The following is a 17875-nucleotide window of genomic DNA, read 5'->3' on the forward strand; positions in this document are numbered from 1 at the left end:
AGATGTGTATATGTGACAGTTGTTCGGTTTGATCGGGGCGGGGCTCTGGCTGTCCGTTTCGATCAGAGCGGCGACGGCGACGGCGGGGCGTCCTTCCAAAGCCTCGCTGCGATTCTCGAACGCGCTTTTCTGCGCGCGGCCGAGCCCCGGCCTTCGAGGTGAGGCGCCGGGATCGATGCGCGTTGCGATCCGGATTCTCCTCGTTTCGGTTTGGACGGCCTCATGCAAGGTGCCGGGCGGCTTCGCGATTGGGCCGGCGAACCTCCCGACGCCTCCGCTCCGGGCGATTCGCTCCGAGGGCGTTCGTGCGGGCCTCGTCGGACCGGGTTGCCGAACGGGCTGGACCGCCTGGGCGTCTGCGCCCTCCGCTTTGCCAGGGCCGTCCAGCGCCTTCTCCTCTTCCGATTCATACGACCTCGTCCTGCTCTCGGCTCGTTTGCGCGGCCTTCTTGTAAGCTGGGCGCACGTCTTCGGTTGGCTGGCTTGCCGACTCGCCCGCCTGCCCGGAGATTTGACGCATAGTGTTTCCGGTTCGATGACAATTTCGCGCCGTCCCTTATACTGATCCGAAAAAACGATGCGATTCGCAGGAGGAGTCATGAACGAGAAGCAAACGGCCAACGAGACATCCGCGGCGTGCAAGGAGCGTTCCGGCGGCGTCATCGACGTCGCCGTCATCGGGGCGGGTCCGGCGGGGCTCACGGCGGGGCTGTACGCTGCGCGCGCGGGCCTCGAGGCGGTGCTCTTCGAGCGCATTGCCCCCGGTGGCCAGCTCGCGCAGACCGAGCACATGGAGAACTACCCCGGCTTCCCGGACGGCTCGAACGGCTTCGAGCTGGCTTTCGCCATGAAGCAGCACGCCGACCGCTTCGGCGTGAACCACGTGGGGGAGGAGGTGACCTCCGTCGACTTCACGCAGAATCCCAAGGTGCTCAGGACGGCTTTCGGCGAGTATCGGGCCAAAAGCGTGATCATCGCCACGGGAGCGCGTCCGCGCAAGCTGGGACTCGACCTTGAGGAGGAGCTGCAAGGCCGCGGCGTATCGTACTGCGCCACCTGCGACGGCAGCTTCTTCCGCGGCAAGTCGGTCATGGTGGTGGGAGGCGGCAACACGGCCGCCGCCGACGCCATCTACCTGTCGCGCATCTGCGAGAAGGTCTACCTCGTGCACCGACGCGACAAGCTGCGTGCCACGGCCATCTACCACAAGCGCCTCGAGGATCTTCCGAACGTCGAGTTCGTATGGAACGCCGTTCCCAGAAAGCTCGTGGCCGACGAGGGCGCGCTCGCGGGCGTGCGCATCGAAATGCTCGAGACGGGCGAGGAGCGCGACATCGCCGTGAGCGGCCTGTTCGTGGCGGTAGGCACCGAGCCGAACACCGAGTTTTTGGACGACGCGCTCACGCTCGACGAGACGGGCTACATTGTTGCCGACGAGACGGGCGCCACCGAGGTGCCCGGCGTCTACGCGGCGGGCGACGTGCGCACGAAGGCTCTTCGCCAGGTGGTCACCGCCGTGTCCGACGGGGCGCTGTGCGCCGAGGAGGCCGCCGAGTACCTGGCCATCTAGCGCGGCTTTGCGGGCCGGCGTCCGACGGGGTCGATGCCGCGACGCTCGCGCGTCTGATCACGAGGTGCTCTCCAGGCCCGCGCACCGTCTCTTCGGGGCCGAGGGACGTCGTTGTCGGTGCGGATGGGCTCCCGGGTCCCGCTCGTCGGGAGCCGTCTTTGCGACCCCGTCGGCTTCGGATGCGGGCGTCTTTTCGATGGCGCAGCCGACAATCGTCGCACCCTGTTTCACATCACGCCGAGGACAAGGTGCGAAACAGGGCACGATCTGCTATCATAAGCCGGTTACAGCGAGGAGCTCGCTTCCGCACACGGAGGCGGGCGCTCTCGGCGCGCGAGGGCGCGTCGAGGTTACCATACTACGTGGCGAAGGGCAGCACACACCATGCAAGAGACCGATATGCGAGAGAAGCTCGAGAAGATCATACAGGCCTACGAGGATCTGCAGGACCGTATGGGCGACCCGGCCGTCCTCGCCGACCAGAAAGAGTACAACCGGTTGGCTAAGGAGTACGCGAGCCAAGGGCCGCTCGCGGCGAAGGCGCGCGAGTACGTGCAGGCTTCCGACGACTTGGCCGCAGCCAAGGAGATGCTGGCCGACGCGGACATGAAGGAGTTCGCGCAGGAGGAGATCGCCGGCATTGAGGCGCGTCTGCCCCAGCTGGAGGAGGACATCAAGTTCATGCTCATCCCGGCGGACCCCGCCGACGAGAAGGACATCATCGTGGAGATCCGCGCGGCGGCCGGCGGCGACGAGGCCGCCATCTTCGCGGGCGACCTGTACAAGATGTACGAGCGCTTCGCGGGCGCGCAAGGCTGGAAGACCGAGACCATGGACGTGTCGCCCTCCGAGGCCGGCGGCTTCAAGGAGATCCAGTTCAAGGTCAAGGGCGATCACGTGTACTCGGTCATGAAGTTCGAGAGCGGCGTGCACCGCGTGCAGCGCGTTCCCAAGACCGAGAGCCAAGGGCGCATCCACACGTCCACGGCCACCGTGGCCGTGCTGCCCGAGGCGGACGAGGTGGAGGTGGAGATCAACGAGAACGACTTGCGCATCGACGTGTACCGCGCCGGCGGCCCGGGCGGCCAGTGCGTCAACACCACCGACTCGGCCGTGCGCATCACGCACCTGCCGAGCGGCCTGGTGGTGCAGTCGCAGGACCAGAAGTCGCAGCTGCAGAACAAGATCGCGGCCATGGCCGTGCTCCGCGCACGCCTCTACGAGAAGATGCTCGCCGAGCAGCAGGCCGCCGAGGGGGCCGAGCGCCTCGCGCAGATTGGCTCGGGCGACCGCTCTGAGAAGATCCGCACCTACAACGGCCCGCAGGATCGCGTGACCGACCACCGCATCGGCTACAACGGCACCTACAACGGCGTGCTTTTGGGCGACGGCCTGGGCGACGTGATCACCGCCCTGCAGGCCGCCGACCGCGCGCAGAAGCTGGAAGCCGCAGTGTAGGCGCGAGGGAAGCCCTCGAATTCGGCTGCCTGCGGCAAACCGGGCGGCGAAGTCACCGTTTTGACCGCTGTGAAGCTTTTTCGCCGTGCGAGAGGCCGCGATTTCGCCCGAGCTCTGGAAATGGCGAGAAGCGCCATGCGCCCGACCTGGCGTTCTTCAAAAAGGATTGTTGCGCGACGGGCTGACGATCCGGGAATGAGCTTCAGAGCGGCCAAAACGGTGACTTCGGAGCGCGAAAAGTCGAAGGCTCGCTTCAAAGTGGAGCCTCGGCGAGGTGGTTTCGGCACCTGCAAGATATTCGGCCAAGCGCGGCGAAACCTGGGCAGGCATTATGGCTTACGGGAATGGCGAGCCTGCCGGTATGCGCTGGCGGTTCGAGAGGGAAACGGCAATGGACAACGATATCTGGACCATCAAGGCCGCGCTCGACTGGACGGTGGGGTACCTTGAGCGCAAGGGGGACGAGAACCCGCGCATCTCGGCGCAGTGGTTGCTGGCCGAGGCGTGCGGGCTCTCGCGCATCGAGCTGTACACGCGGCTCGACCAGCCGCTGTCGATGGACGAGCGCGACGTGCTGCGCGGCTACGTGACGCGTCGCGGCCAGGGCGAGCCCCTGCAGTACATCACCGGCGAGGTGGGCTTCCGCCATATATCCGTGCGGGTGCGCCCCGGCGTGCTCATCCCGCGCCTCGAGACCGAGGTCCTGGTGAGCGAGGCTCTGGCCCTGCTGCCGCCCGCGCCGCGCCCGCGCGCGAAGGACGAGGAGGCGGAGGCGGCCGCCGAGGGCGAGGCGGGGGAGGCCAGCACCGCAGGCCCCCCTTCCGCCGAGGCGCCCGAGCCCGAGCCGCTGCTCGTTGCGGACCTGTGCACGGGTTCCGGCTGCATCGCCTGCTCCATCGCCTACGAGCACCCGCTTACGCGCGTTGTCGCCACCGACCTTTCACCCGAGGCCGTCGCGCTCGCGTGCGAGAACGTTGCGGAGCTCGGGTTGAACGAGCGCGTCGAGGTTGTGGAGTGCGACCTGGGCCAGGGCGTCGACCCGGCGCTTGTCGGAAGGTTCGACCTCGTTGTATCGAACCCTCCTTATGTGCCCGCTTCCGTCCTCGCCGCCATCCCGCGCGAAGTGGCCGATTTCGAGCCTGCGCTTGCGCTCGACGGAGGCGAGGACGGGCTCGACGTGCTGCGCCGTTTGCTGCCGTGGTGCGCCTGCGCGCTCAAGCCGGGAGGTGGTGCGGCCTTCGAGCTGCACGAGTCATGCCTCGACGAGGCCGCGTCCCTTGCTCGCGCGGCTGGTTTCGAGCAAGCGCGTATTGTTTCCGACCTCGCAGGACGTCCTCGCGTGCTCACGGTCCGCAAGATGGTTTCGTGAATGCGCGCCTTCGTTTCGGGCGATCGGCCTCCCGCTCGACTTCGGTTATTGTTGGTGAAATACGCCTCGGAGGCGCTAGCGCTGTCGCTATAATGGACGGCGGGTCACGAAGAAAGGACACGCCATGCTCGAACGCAACATCCTCGACGACAACCTCACGCTGTCGGCTTATGTGCTGCGCAGACGGCTGGAAGGCCGCGAGCCGACGGTCGGCCTGGTGCTGGGTTCGGGTTTGAACCCGCTCGCCGACGAGATCGCCGATGCGGCGTCCATCCCTTATGTTGAAGTCCCGCGCATGAAGACGTCCACGGCCGAGGGGCACGTGGGCCGCTTCGTATGCGGCACGCTCGGCGGCAAGTGCGTTTTGGCCATGCAGGGCCGTCTGCACGGTTACGAGGGCAACGACGCGCAGGAGGTGGCGTACCCGATCTGGCTCATGGAGCGCCTCGGCGTGCGCACGCTCATCACCACGAACGCGGCCGGTGCGCTCAACCCGAACTATGAAGTGGGCGACTTCTGCATCATGGGCGATCAGATCAACTTCACGGGCCGCAATCCCATCGCCGCTCCCGATCCGGCGAATCTTTCCGACCGCTTCTTCTCCATGAAAGACGCGTTCGACCCTGAACTGCGCGCCATCGCCCACGACGTGGCCGCGGAGCGCGGCATCCGCGTGCAGGAGGGCGTGTACCTGGGCGCGCTCGGCCCGAGCTTCGAGACGCCGGCCGAGATCCGGATGTTCCGCTTATGGGGCGCCGACACGGTGGCCATGAGCGTGTGCGAGGAGGTCATCGCCGCGCGGCATGTGGGCATGCGGGTGCTCGGCATCTCGCTCGTGTCGAACATGGGCTGCGGCATCGAGGGGGCGAGCCCTACGGGTTCTGAGGTTCTCGACGTGGCGAAAACCCGCGAGGCGGACTTCGCGAGCTTGGTCACGGGCGTGATAGCGCAGCTGTAGCGGAACGGAAGGGTTGCCATGGTGCGTCGTTTGGCAGTGCACGTGCTCGCGAGCGGAAGCGGCGGCAATGCGACCATCGTCGAGGACACGGCCACGGGGGCGGGCGTGCTTGTGGACTGCGGCATCTGCAAGCGCGATTTTCTCGCGCGCTGCGAGGAGGCCGGATTCGATCCGACGCGGCTTTCGGCCGTCCTCGTGACGCACGAGCATACCGATCACACGAAAGGCCTCGGCGTGGTGATGCGAGGTCTTTCGAAGCTCGGCGTCGAGCCGGCGGTGTACGCCGACGTCGCCGTGCGCGCGGCCAGCAGGGAGGTTGCAGCGCTCGAAGGGACATGCGATATGCGCGTGTTTTCCGCAGGGGACGTGCTCTCGATCGAGGGCATGCAGGCTCACGTCTTCCGAACGTCGCACGACGCGGCGGCATCGTGCGGATTCAGGTTCGAGTGCGCGGGCGATGCGGCAGCGCTCATGACCGATACGGGCGTGGTGACGGGGGAGGCGCACGAGGCGCTTCTCGACGTGAGGTTGCTCGCGCTCGAGAGCAACCATGACGCGCATATGCTCGAGCGCGGCCCCTATCCGTATTCGGTCAAGCGCCGGGTGGCGTCTGATCGAGGCCACCTCTCGAACGCGCAGGCGGCTGAGGAGTTGGAGGCTCTGCTGACGCATAGGCTCGAGCACGTGGTTGCCATGCATGTCTCTCAGCGCAACAACACTTATCAGCTGCCGGGCGAGACGCTGGCTGCCGTGGTCACGCGCGCGGGCCATGGCGCTTGCGTGCAGGTTGCCTGCCAGGACGGTCTCACGAGCATTCGCTAGTCTGCGCGAAAGCCGCGCTCGGTTTGCGTTGCGTCTGTTGCGGGCGAGCTAGTCCGCGCTCGCGTAAGACCACAGCGCGGTCGTTCTGCTGAGCACTTCGTCAAAGGTCCAGTGACGCGAGGAGCGCTCGTCGCTGAGCGGGTCGTTCATCACGAGCCGTCCGTGCTCGTCGATATCCGAGAGCACCACGTAGGTGATGGAGGGACTGAGCGTTCCCGCATCCATGGCGGCGATGACGGGTCGGCCTGCCACGATCTCACGCCTCAGGGCCATCTCGCTTTTATCCACGGCGCTTGCGACGAGGCCGAGCTCTTGCGCGCCGTCTGTGAGCAGGGCGGTGGCGTCGGGCGAATCGGCGTAGCCGCTGCGCTGGGAGAACGACGCCACGTCGATGGGGCCGGTCTGCACGTCGCCGGTCGCCGATACGCGAACCATGGCCAAGCATACGGGCGCCGCGCCGGCGGTCCCGATGGTGCTCGAGCCGTAGGGCCGGTCGGCCCACTGGGGGTCGTCCTGATAGAGCTCGGGCACGCTTCCCATCTCCCATGTCGATCGCGGGGCGCTCAGGCTTTCCGCGCGAGTCTCGTTGTCTGCGCCGAAGGCGCTTGCGAAGGCCCTCGCGTCGTCGCCGAGGAGGCTGCTCGCGGCGCGGGCCGCGTACATGCCCAGAAACGTCGACAGGATGACGATGAGCAGCATGGCGAGCACGGCGGCGAGCACGCGCTTCAAATCGATGATTCCGGGAGGCGGATCTTGCGGTGTGGCGGTTGCGGGCCGCACCGACTCGGAGGGGGCGTAGGTTCTGATGCGCGTCGTTCGGCGCGGGGACGAGACGTAGGACACCCCGTGTGTGCGGTTGGGGAGGCTCCTCTGCTCGGTTGCGTACGGATCGGCACGCACCTCGTGTGTCTTGCTGCGGGTCACGAAGTAGGGAATTCCTCGATACGTCATGCGGATGCCTCCTTTCTCGGCTTCAGACGGGATGGACGTTGCGCGAGGTCTCGTGGCGGAAGGCGAGTGTACGACGCAGGCGAACCGCAGAGCGCGTCTTCGGACGGTCGTTTCCCCTCCTTGGCCGATCGGTCAGCCGTCCGACATGTTTGCGGATGCAGGGGCGCTAAGCGGAAGAGCCGTCGCGGCGATAGGGCCTGGGCCATCATGCCGCGCCGGTGTCGATGAGGCTCGTTTTCGCGCGAAGGGGATCCCTTATGCGCGCTATCCAGATTGTCGCGCTCGCTTTCTCCGTGCGACCGCAAGGTGCGAACGGGCCTTCCTCGTGCTGTGGTCCTGCGCGCGCAGCATGCGCATCCCGTTTGTCGAAACGACCGGAGTCCCGATGGCGGCATGGATGTTTCGCGCCCGGGGGAGCCCTGCGGGTCCGTGAGCGGCCGCATGTTCCGGCCCTCCGCCCGCTTTCTCGCAAACGCGGTGTTCTCCGCGCGCTCTTTTTAAGCTTCGCGCGCATCCCCATCATGCATTCGCAGGCGCATGCGCGCGTCTTGGGACTTGCGGACGCGGCGAAGAGGCGGTCGCGCCGTCGGCAACGTTCGACCGGTTTCGAGGCGAATGCTCCGCAAGCAGGCCGCCTTTCCCTGTCTGAGCGAGGCGTGCGCTTCTCAAGCCCCATCGGGTACGATTTCGGGCCTTTTTGGAACGCTTCGATTTGTGGCTTTTGTGGAGGGCGCGCAAGAGGCGCGCGGGAAAGGATGGGCGTGGAGGTATACTTCCGCTCGAAAAGTTCATAGGCGAAATGCGTTGACGAGGACAGTAGGGACGAACCCATCTTCAGAGAGCCGGCGGATGCTGCGAGCCGGCGGTGGGCGGCCTGAACGCCACCTCCGAGCAGTTCGGCGCGAACGTCGCGCAACGTATCCGGACGACCTTCGGCTGCGCGCGAGGCAAGTAGGCTGAACCGGCGACCCCGTTATCGGTCCGATCGAGAGCTGCCCCGGCGCGTGCGTCGGCGGCGCGCGCTCCTTCATTCCATCTGAGGTCCTGGTGCGGTCTGCCTGCAACGGGATTTTTTTATGGGCGGAAACGCCGCGGTCGGCAGGGCGCGGCATCGGGAGAAAGGATCGGACCCATGCAGCTGAGAAGCGATGCCGTGCGATGCGGCACGGCGCGCGCCCCCCATCGCAGCCTGCTCAAGGCCGATGGGGTCACCGACGAGGAGTTGGAGCGCCCTCTCGTCGCGGTGGTCAACTCGCGCAATGACATCATCCCCGGCCATAACAACCTCGACAAGATCGCCGAGGCCGTGAAGGCTGGCATCTACATGGCGGGTGGCGTGCCCTTCGAAGTGTCCACCATCGGCGTGTGCGACGGCATAGCCATGAACCATGACGGCATGCACTACTCGCTCGTGTCGCGCGAAGTCATCGCCGACAGCGTGGAATGCGCTGTGCAGGGCCACGCTTTCGACGCGATGGTGTGCATTCCCAATTGCGACAAGATCGTGCCCGGCATGCTCTTGGGCGCGCTGCGCGTGAACGTGCCCACCGTGTTCGTGTCGGGCGGTCCGATGCTCGCCGGCAAGCAACCGGGAGGGCGCGGCCCCGCCACCGACCTCAACACGCTCTTTGACGGCGCGGCTCGGGTGCAAGCGGGCACGATGACCGAGGACGAGCTGAAGTACCACGAGGACCATGCCTGCCCCACCTGCGGCAGCTGTTCGGGCATGTTCACGGCGAACTCGATGAACTGCCTCTGCGAGGCGCTCGGCATCGCGCTTCCCGGCAACGGCACGATTCCCGCGGTGTACTCCGAGCGCATCCGTCTGGCGAAGCGCGCCGGCATGAAGGTGATGGAGCTTCTGGAGCGGGGCGTCTGCGTCCGCGACATCGTGAACGCGGCGGCTATCCACAACGCCATGGAGTGCGATATGGCCTTCGGCGGCTCCACGAACACGGTGCTGCACCTCACGGCCATCGCGCGCGAGGCGGGGCATCCCATCACGATGGACGACTGGGATGCGGCGAGCGCGCGCACGCCGCACCTCGTGAAGCTCGCGCCCTCCGGCCCGCGCCCGCTCTCCGACCTCTACGAGGTGGGCGGCGTGCCAGTGGTCATGCACGAGCTGGCCGAGCTGGAGCTGCTCGACCGCAGCGCGCTCACCTGCATGGGGCCGCTCGACGAGTACCTGCGCGACTGCGCCCGCCCGGCCGACGGCGAGGTATGCCGCGCGCATGACAATCCATTCTCCCCGGTGGGCGCCTTGCGCGTGCTGCACGGCAACATCGCGCCCGACGGCGCCATCGTGAAGAAGTCGGCCGTCGACCCCTCGATGCTGACGCACACCGGCCCCGCGCGCGTGTTCGACTCCGAGGAGGCGGCCTGCGCCGCCATCAACGCCGGCGAGATCAGACCCGGCGACGTGGTGGTCATCCGCTACGAGGGCCCCAAGGGCGGCCCGGGCATGCGCGAGATGCTCACGCCCACGTCTTCCATCGTGGGGATGGGCCTGTCCACGAGCGTCGCGCTCATCACCGACGGGCGCTTCTCGGGCGCGACGAAGGGCCCGGCCGTGGGGCACGTGAGCCCCGAGGCGGCTGCGGGCGGTCCCATCGCGCTCATCGAGGAGGGCGACAGCGTCACCGTCGACATCGAAGGCGGCGCGCTCACGCTGAATGTGGACGACGCCGAGCTGGAACGCCGCCGCGCGGCCTGGGAGCCGCCGGCGCCGAAGCACGACCACGGTGTGCTCGCGAAGTACGCGAAGCTCGTCTCTTCCGCAGACAAGGGGGCGTACGTGTCATGACGAACTCACGCAAGAAACCAGGCTGCGCCGAGGCTGCGGCGCCCGGGGGCCGCGAGCCGCAAGCGCCGCGTCCCGGCGCGACGGCCGCTGCGAAGGGCGCGCCGCGCGGCCTCGGAAGCCGCACGGAGAAGCAGGGCCGCACCATGACGGGCGCGCAGGCGGTCGTCGCCTCGCTCGAGGCCGAGGGCGTGGACCTCGTGTTCGGCTACCCGGGCGGTCAGGCCATCAAGATCTACGACGCGCTCTTCGACTCCATGCAGATCACCCACGTGCTCTCGCGCCACGAACAGGGCGCGGTGCACGAGGCCGACGGCTACGCGCGCGCCACGGGCAACGTGGGCGTGGCCATCGTCACGAGCGGCCCGGGCGCCACGAACACCGTCACCGGCATCGCGACGGCCTACATGGACAGCGTGCCGCTCGTGGTCATCACCGGCCAGGTGCCGCGCGGCGTCATCGGCACCGACTCGTTCCAGGAGTCCGACATCGTGGGCATCACCATGCCGGTGGTGAAGCACAGCTACCTGCTGCAATCCACCGACGAGCTGACGGCTACGTTCCGCGAGGCGTTCCACATCGCCAAGACCGGCCGCCCCGGCCCCGTGCTCATCGACGTGCCGAGCGACCTGGCCAGCGAGGAGCTGGTGTTCGAGTACCCCGACGAGGTGAACCTGCCCTCCTACAAGCCCACTTACCGCGGCAACGCCAAGCAGGTGCGGCAGGCTGTCGCTCGCATCGGGCGGGCGACGCGCCCTGTTTTGTACGTGGGCGGCGGAGCGGTGTCCTCCGGAGCGTCGCAAGAGCTCGTCGAGCTGTCCGAGGCCATGCGGATACCCGTGGTCACCACGCTCATGGGCAAGGGCGCGTTTCCCGCATCCCATCCCCTCAATCTCGGCCCCGTGGGCATGCACGGCTCGAAATACGCGAACCTCGCCATGACCGAGAGCGATCTCATCATTGCGGCGGGAGCGCGCTTCTCCGACCGGGTGACGGGTAAGCTCGACGAGTTCGCACCGCATGCTGACGTCATTCATATCGATATCGACCCGGCCGAGATCGGCAAGGTGCGCGAAGTCCAGGTGCCCATCGTGGGCGACCTCAAGGGGGTGCTCGAGGGCATTATCGCTCAGATCGCCAAAGAGGGCGTTCGTCCCGACACGGCCGCATGGGTGGCTCAGATCGCCGAATGGCGCACGCGTCATCCGTTCTACCATCCTGCTGTCGGCGACAATCCCGGAGAGATCGTGCCGGAAGTGGTCATGGAGAAGCTTTCCCATGCGCTCGATCCTGAAAAGAGCATCGTCGTGACCGAGGTAGGCCAGCATCAGATGTGGGCGGCGCAGCACATCGACCGCGAGGTGCCGCGCACGTTCATCACCTCAGGCGGCCTCGGCACGATGGGCTTCGGTTTCCCTGCTGCCATAGGTGCGGTTTTCGGATGCCCGGACAAGACGGTGGTGTGCGTTGCTGGCGATGGATCGCTGCAGATGAACAGCCAGGAGATGGCCACAGCCGCCATCCACGGCGTGCCGGTGAAGGTGCTCGTCTTGGACAACCGGTGCCTCGGTATGGTGCACCAATGGCAGAAGCTGTTCTACGGGGAGCGCTACTCTTCCACGCTTCTGGACGCATGCCCTGACTTCGTGAAGCTGGCTGAAGCGTATGGTTGGCGAGCCGAGCGCGTGGAGCGGCCCGACGAAGTGGACGCTGCGCTTGCGCGCATGTTGGAAAGCGGCGGTCCTTATCTGCTCGATGTGGCTATTTCGCGTGACCAGAACGTGTATCCCATGGTGGCTCCGGGCCGTGCGCTCGACGATGTGATCGGGGCCATCGACGTGGCCGTGGGGGCCGTGCGCGAGGGAGTGCCCGAGGCGGAGCCCGCCGCAGGCGTGAAGGAGGGCATGCGATGAGGCATATCCTGTCCGTCCTGGTGGAGAACAAGCCCGGCGTGCTCTCGCGCGTGACGGGACTCATCTCGCGGCGTGGCTTCAACATCGAGTCGCTGTCCGTGGGTCCCACCGAGGACGCCACCATGTCGCGCGTCACGGCCATCGTGAAGGCCGACGAGGTGGCTTTCGAGCAGATCACCAAGCAGCTGCACAAGCTGATCAGCGTGCACAAGATCAACGACCTCACCGACGAGGGCGCTATCGAGCGCGAGCTGGTGCTGTTCAAGGTGAACGCGCAACCCGAGCGCCGCGGCGAGATTATCGAGATCGCGAACGTGTTCCGCGCGAAGATCGTCGACGTGGGCAGAAGCTCGCTCACCATCGAGGCGACGGGCGACGAGAGCAAGCTCAAGGGCATGGAGGACCTCTTCCGCGCCTACGGCATCAAGGAGATCACCCGCACCGGCAAGATAGCGATGTCGCGCAACAGCAAAGACACATGAGCGTTGCCGGCTTGGTAAGGCCGGCGAAGGGTGCCGAGACGTCCGGGATTGCCGTGAAAGCTCGACGAAGCGCGCCTTTGGCGCGTGGGGAGGGCTTGCCAAGGGGAGGTTGGGCGCTTCGGCGCCACGCAGCGTCAGCTTCTTCTCCGTTCGCCGGAACGGCGAAGCGATAAAGGTAACCGCAGCCAACAAGAAAGGAAGAGAGAACATGGCTGTCACCATCTACTACGAGCAAGACGTGGATCCGAAGATCATCCAGGAAAGGAAGATCGCCGTCATCGGATACGGGAGCCAGGGCCACGCCCATGCCCTCAACCTCATGGACTCCGGCTGCGACGTGCGCGTGGGCCTGCGCGAAGGCTCCTCGTCGTGGGCTGCCGCCGAGGAGGCGGGCTTGAAGGTCTGCACGATGGACGAGGCCGCCGAAGAGGCCGACCTCATCATGATCCTCGTGCCCGACGAGCTGCAGGCCCAGGTGTACAAGGACCACATCGAGGCGCACCTCAAAGCGGGCGACACGCTCGCGTTCGCCCACGGCTTCAACATCCATTACGGTTACATCGTGCCGCCCGAGGACGTGAACGTGATCATGTGCGCGCCGAAGGGCCCCGGCCACATCGTGCGCCGTCAGTTCACGGAGGGGTCGGGCGTGCCCGATCTGGCTTGCGTGGCGCAGGACGCCACCGGCGACGCATGGGACGTGGTGCTGTCGTACTGCTGGGGGGTGGGCGGCGCCCGCTCGGGCATCATCAAGGCCACGTTCAAGGAGGAGACGGAGGAGGATCTGTTCGGCGAGCAGGCGGTTCTATGCGGCGGCCTCGTGGAGATGATCAAGGCGGGCTTCGAGACGCTCACCGAGGCGGGCTATCCGCCGGAGCTGGCGTATTTCGAGGTGTACCACGAGATGAAGATGATCGTCGACCTCATGTACGAGAGCGGCATCCACTTCATGAACTACTCCATCTCAAACACGGCCGAGTACGGCGAGTACTACGCGGGCCCGAAGGTCATCAACGAGGAGTCTCGCAAGGCGATGCGCGAGATCCTCGCGCGCATCCAGAACGGTGAGTTCGCGCGCGAGTTCATGGCCGATTGCGAGAACGGCCACAAGTGGCTGCTCGAGCAGCGCGCCTCCATCAACGAGCACGAGATCGAGAAGACGGGCGAGAAGATCCGCGGTATGTTCAGCTGGATCAAGCGCGGCGACGAATAAGACCGTGCCGGAGCGGTTTCCGTAGGAGGTGCGCGGGACCGCTCCGGAACCCTGATCGAGGGGGATGGTTTCTGAGGTTTTCGCCGAGAGGCGGCTCGAATTCTGGGAATTCGCATTATCATGGACGCGTCGTCTCTTGCTGCGCGATCGCGCCGCTCTCCGGGACGATCCGAACCAGGCAAAAGTATGCTCGAAGGTGGTTTTCGCTATGACGAAGAAAGTGCTGGTTACCGAGAGGCTGGCCGAGGCGGGCCTATCCATGCTGAGGGACAAGGGCATTGAGGTCGATGTCAGGTTGAAGCTGCCTCCCGAGGAGCTTGTCGCGGTCATCCCCGCCTACGACGGGCTCATCGTGCGCTCGGCCACGAAGGTGACGCGCGAGGTCATCGAGGCGGGCGGGCGCCTGCGCATCATCGGGCGCGCGGGCGTGGGCGTGGACAACGTGGACGTGGAGGTCGCCACCGAGCGCGGCGTCATCGTGTGCAACGCTCCCACGTCGAACATCGTGAGCGCCGCCGAGCACACCATGGCCCTCATGCTGGCCTGTGCCCGCAACGTCGCCCAGGCCAACGCCGTCGTGCATGCTCGCGAATGGGAGCGGGGGCGCTTCATCGGCACTGAATTGTACGAGAAGACGCTCGCCATCTTCGGCCTGGGTCGCGTGGGCGGGCTCGTGGCCGAGCGCGCGCGGGCGTTCGGCATGAGACTGGTGGGCTACGATCCTTACTGCAGCCCCGAGCGCGCAGAGCAGCTGGGCGTCGCGCTTTTCGACGACGTGGACACCGTCGTGCCGCTCGCCGACTTCATCACGGTCCACCTTCCCAAGACGAAGGAGACGATCGGCATGTTCGGGCCGGACCAGTACGCCCGCATGAAGGACGGCGTCATCCTCGTCAACACGGCACGCGGGGGCATCTTCGAGGAGAAGTCGCTCGCCGACTTCTTGGCCGCGGGCAAGATCGGCGCAGTGGGCATCGACGTGTTCGAGTCCGAGCCGTGCCGGGAGAGCCCCTTGCACGAGTTTGAAAACGCTGTGCTCACGCCGCATCTGGGGGCGAGCACGAAAGAGGCGCAGGAGCGTGCCGGCGTGCAGATCGCCGAGTACGTGGCGGCGGGTTTAGAGGGTTCCATCGTTCCCACGGCTCTCAACATGGCGCCCGTTCCGCCGGAGGTCATGGACGCGGTGGGGCCTTACGTGCCCGCCTGCCAGATGATGGGGAGCATGCTCGCGCAGATACACGGCGAGATCCCCCAGTTCTTGAAGCTTTCCGCCGACGGGGATCTGGCGACAGCGGATCCGTCCATCCTCGTGGCCGGCACGCTCAAGGGGCTTTTGTCGTACAAGAACACCGCTACGGTCACGCCGGTGAACGCCAAGGCGGTGGCGAAGCGCCACGGCATCAAGGTGGAGACGACCTCGGCGCCCGATGCGGGCGGCTACGCCTCCCGGGTATCCGTTGTGGCCGACGGCACGGAGGTGGCCTGCACGCTGGCGGGGGAGATCCAGGCCGCGCGGCTCGTGTCGCTTCTCGGTTACCAGCTCGATATCGCGCCGACCGGGCAGTCGCTCGTGTTCGAGTACGTCGATGCGCCGGGGAAGATCGGAGCGATCGGCACCATCCTCGGAGAAGAGGGCATCAACATCACCACGATGCAGATTTCCGCGTCGCCTGCAAATGGACGAGCGCTCGCCTACGTGAATGTGGAGGGCGAGGTGAGCGATGCGGTGCTCTCGAAGCTGAGGGCCGGAATCGCTGATCTCGAGAATCTCTGGTGCGTGAGGCTGTGACGCCTCGCTGCCTAAAACGCCCTCGTCGGTCCGGCCAATCAGGCGGGTTCGGGGCGTCGCTTTGACGGTCGGCTTTATCGAGCACCGCCCGGCCCGGGGAGGACGCGGGCGGGCAACGAAACGAAAGGACGCACGATTATGACGCGCAAGATCAATATCTTCGACACCACGCTGCGCGACGGCGAGCAGTCGCCGGGCGCCTCCATGAACACGGAGGAGAAGCTCGTCGTCGCGCGCCAGCTTTTGCGTTTGAACGTGGACGTCATCGAGGCGGGATTTCCCATCTCGAGCCCCGGCGACTTCGAGTCGGTCCGCCGCATCGCCGATCTGGCGGGCGATATGGCCACGGTGTGCGGCCTCACGCGCGCGGTGGAGAAGGACATTGACGCGGCGGCCGACGCGCTCAAGTACGCCAAGCGCCCCCGCATCCACACGGGCATCGGCGTGAGCGAAAGCCACCTGCGCGACAAGCTGCGCATCACCGAGGACGAATGCGTCGAGCGCGCGGTGAAGTGCGTGAAGTACGCGCGCAACTTTGTGGAGGACGTGCAGTTCTACGCCGAGGACGCGGGTCGCTCCGACTACGACTTCCTCGCGCGCGTCATCGAGGCCGTCATCAAGGCCGGCGCCACGGTGGTGAACATTCCCGACACCACGGGCTACTCGCTGCCCGAGGAGTTCGGGGCGCGCATCAAGTACCTCATGGACCATGTGGACGGCATCGAGAACGTCACGGTGTCGGTGCACTGCCACAACGACCTCGGCATGGCCACGGCGCTGTCGCTGGCCGGCGTGAAGAACGGCGCCACCCAGGTGGAGTGCACCATCAACGGCCTGGGCGAGCGCGCGGGCAACACGGCCATGGAGGAAGTGGTCATGGGCATCAAGATGCACGGCGAGGAGCTGGACGCCTGCACCGAGATCAACACGCGCGAGTTCATCAAGGCCAGCCGCCTCGTGTCGTCCATCACGGGCATGAACGTGCAGGCCAACAAGGCCATCGTGGGCGCGAACGCCTTCGCGCACTCCTCCGGCATCCATCAGGACGGCGTGCTAAAAAAGCGCGACACCTACGAGATCATCGACCCCGCCGAGGTGGGCGCGGGCCAAAGTCAGATCGTGCTCACGGCGCGCTCGGGCCATGCGGCCCTCAAGCACCGTCTCGAGGAGCTGGGCTACGAGCTGGAGGGCGAGGCGCTCGACCAGGTGTACGAGGCGTTCCTCAACCTGGCCGACAAGAAGAAGGAAGTGTACGACGAGGATCTCGAGAGCCTCGTGAACGAGCGCGACCGCAACGAGAGCGCACTGTACTCGCTCGAGGGCGTGCAGATCAGCACCGGCTTCCCGCTGACTCCCACGGCCACGGTCACGCTGCGCAACGCGGCCGACCAGGTGGTGACAGCGTGCGAGTACGGCACGGGCCCCATCGACGCCATGTGCAAGGCCGTGAACAAGATCGTGCAGGTGGACAACGACCTCACCGAGTTCTCGGTGCAGTCCGTCACGCGCGGCATCGACGCGCTCGGCGAGGTCACCATCCGCGTGACCGATCCGAGCGGGGAGGTGTACACGGGCCGCGGGGCCGACGGCGACATCGTCGTATCGTCCACGAAAGCCTACCTCAATGCCCTCAACCGTCTGCTGAACGACAAGCAGGGGCAGCGTCGATAGAGGAGGTTTCGTCGCGTTTCGAGAACTGAGAGAGGCCGCGCACGCCGCATGCACGGCCTCTCTCGTGGTGTTTTGCGCGGTCCTTGCACGCTTGTCTCCATTTTGTCAAAAGGAGCCATAGTGAGAGCAAAAGAGAGACGCTACCATGTCGTGCACAGTGGCGTTCCCTCCATCAGGCTCATCGGCGATATGCAAAATGAAGCTCCCAGAGATAGAGACTGTGGAGCGATAAAGGGAGATCTCCATGATAATGAGGGACGCGTTCCCTTGTTGATGCTCATAGATGGCGTGACGTACGAGGAGCACCTTGCATGCGAGTAGGCCGTGCGAAAGTTGCATAGATAGAGATAGTGGCACCTTGTTTTTCGCAACGGTTTTCATGGCCGGATCAAAACGACGAACCGATAGATTTGATCTCCATTGCATCCGATATATCTTGAAAGTCAATGGACCTCAGATTGTTAACGATCTCGATCAAAGCATTGCCTTCTTATTTCACGATAAACAGATTTTGTTTATTTGGTGCCTAAGTTGGAAATCGCGTCCGATACGCTCATTCTTTTTGGTGATGACGTTCTTGTGCAGAAAACCCTCACGTCATGGATGCATATCTTCCCGAGATCTTATATGCGGCTAAAAGCGGGCCTAAGTCTTCGTCCGCTTGTCCTCAACGGTTGTTGGTGGGCTTTGACATATGAGGCGGAAAAGCGTCTGGTTACAATGCTTTTCGTAGATTCGTTTCGGAAATCGTAGAATCTGAACGTATGGCCAAGAATCATATATCCCATAAAACTCGTAAGGGAACCTCGCCATGGCCGCCTTCGTGGTGTTCAAGATGCACTTTGTCGTTCGCATGCATATCCAAAACCGATGCGT

The 17875-nt window shown here is 65.4% G+C and carries 12 protein-coding genes; 11 read left to right on the forward strand and 1 reads right to left on the reverse strand.

Translation table 11 applies throughout. The features are described 5' to 3' along the window. Positions 1 to 598 precede the first annotated feature (598 nt). The 5 genes from trxB to B5F40_RS07325 all read left to right on the forward strand — a co-directional run bounded on the left by trxB (position 599) and on the right by B5F40_RS07325 (position 6177). Positions 599 to 1570 (forward strand): thioredoxin-disulfide reductase, encoded by a 972-nt coding sequence (trxB, locus tag B5F40_RS07305; RefSeq protein WP_087193690.1) that lies wholly within the window; start codon positions 599 to 601, stop codon positions 1568 to 1570. A 384-nt stretch (positions 1571 to 1954) separates the two neighbouring features. Continuing rightward, a complete protein-coding gene (prfA, locus tag B5F40_RS07310; RefSeq protein WP_239442944.1) occupies positions 1955 to 3028 on the forward strand; it encodes a peptide chain release factor 1 in 1074 nt (357 codons plus the stop codon). Positions 3029 to 3419: 391 nt separating this feature from the next. After that, positions 3420 to 4397, forward strand: coding sequence for a peptide chain release factor N(5)-glutamine methyltransferase (prmC, locus tag B5F40_RS07315; protein WP_087193691.1), 978 nt, complete (start codon positions 3420 to 3422; stop codon positions 4395 to 4397). 124 nt (positions 4398 to 4521) lie between these two features. Further along, positions 4522 to 5355: a purine-nucleoside phosphorylase gene (locus tag B5F40_RS07320; protein WP_087193692.1), complete on the forward strand. Its 834-nt coding sequence runs from the start codon at positions 4522 to 4524 to the stop codon at positions 5353 to 5355. Positions 5356 to 5373: 18 nt separating this feature from the next. Further along, the gene (locus B5F40_RS07325) at positions 5374 to 6177 is read left to right on the forward strand and encodes an MBL fold metallo-hydrolase (protein ID WP_087193693.1); all 804 of its coding nucleotides are present in this window, start codon (positions 5374 to 5376) and stop codon (positions 6175 to 6177) included. 48 nt (positions 6178 to 6225) lie between these two features. On the opposite strand, the gene B5F40_RS07330 is transcribed toward B5F40_RS07325, so the two are convergent. After that, a complete protein-coding gene (locus B5F40_RS07330) occupies positions 6226 to 7128 on the reverse strand; it encodes a hypothetical protein (protein ID WP_087193694.1) in 903 nt (300 codons plus the stop codon). 1132 nt (positions 7129 to 8260) lie between these two features. Here B5F40_RS07330 and ilvD point away from each other — a divergent pair. From ilvD to B5F40_RS07365, 6 genes are all read left to right on the forward strand, one after another. Next, the gene (ilvD, locus tag B5F40_RS07340; protein WP_087193696.1) at positions 8261 to 9934 is read left to right on the forward strand and encodes a dihydroxy-acid dehydratase; all 1674 of its coding nucleotides are present in this window, start codon (positions 8261 to 8263) and stop codon (positions 9932 to 9934) included. Further along, positions 9931 to 11844 carry a biosynthetic-type acetolactate synthase large subunit gene (ilvB, locus tag B5F40_RS07345; protein ID WP_087193697.1) on the forward strand — a complete coding sequence of 638 codons (1914 nt, stop codon included), beginning with the start codon at positions 9931 to 9933 and terminating at the stop codon, positions 11842 to 11844. The genes ilvD and ilvB overlap by 4 nt, the downstream gene beginning before the upstream one ends. Beyond that, a complete protein-coding gene (ilvN, locus tag B5F40_RS07350; protein ID WP_087193698.1) occupies positions 11841 to 12326 on the forward strand; it encodes an acetolactate synthase small subunit in 486 nt (161 codons plus the stop codon). Before ilvB ends, ilvN begins: the two co-directional genes overlap by 4 nt. Before the next feature lie 208 nt (positions 12327 to 12534). After that, the gene (gene ilvC / locus B5F40_RS07355; RefSeq protein WP_087193699.1) at positions 12535 to 13539 is read left to right on the forward strand and encodes a ketol-acid reductoisomerase; all 1005 of its coding nucleotides are present in this window, start codon (positions 12535 to 12537) and stop codon (positions 13537 to 13539) included. Between the two features lie 208 nt (positions 13540 to 13747). Further along, positions 13748 to 15328, forward strand: coding sequence for a phosphoglycerate dehydrogenase (serA, locus tag B5F40_RS07360; protein ID WP_087193774.1), 1581 nt, complete (start codon positions 13748 to 13750; stop codon positions 15326 to 15328). A gap of 138 nt (positions 15329 to 15466) precedes the next feature. Then, the gene (locus B5F40_RS07365) at positions 15467 to 16999 is read left to right on the forward strand and encodes a 2-isopropylmalate synthase (RefSeq protein ID WP_087193700.1); all 1533 of its coding nucleotides are present in this window, start codon (positions 15467 to 15469) and stop codon (positions 16997 to 16999) included. Positions 17000 to 17875 lie beyond the last annotated feature (876 nt).

The sequence above is a fragment of the Gordonibacter sp. An230 genome (assembly GCF_002159915.1).
Taxonomy (GTDB): domain Bacteria; phylum Actinomycetota; class Coriobacteriia; order Coriobacteriales; family Eggerthellaceae; genus Rubneribacter.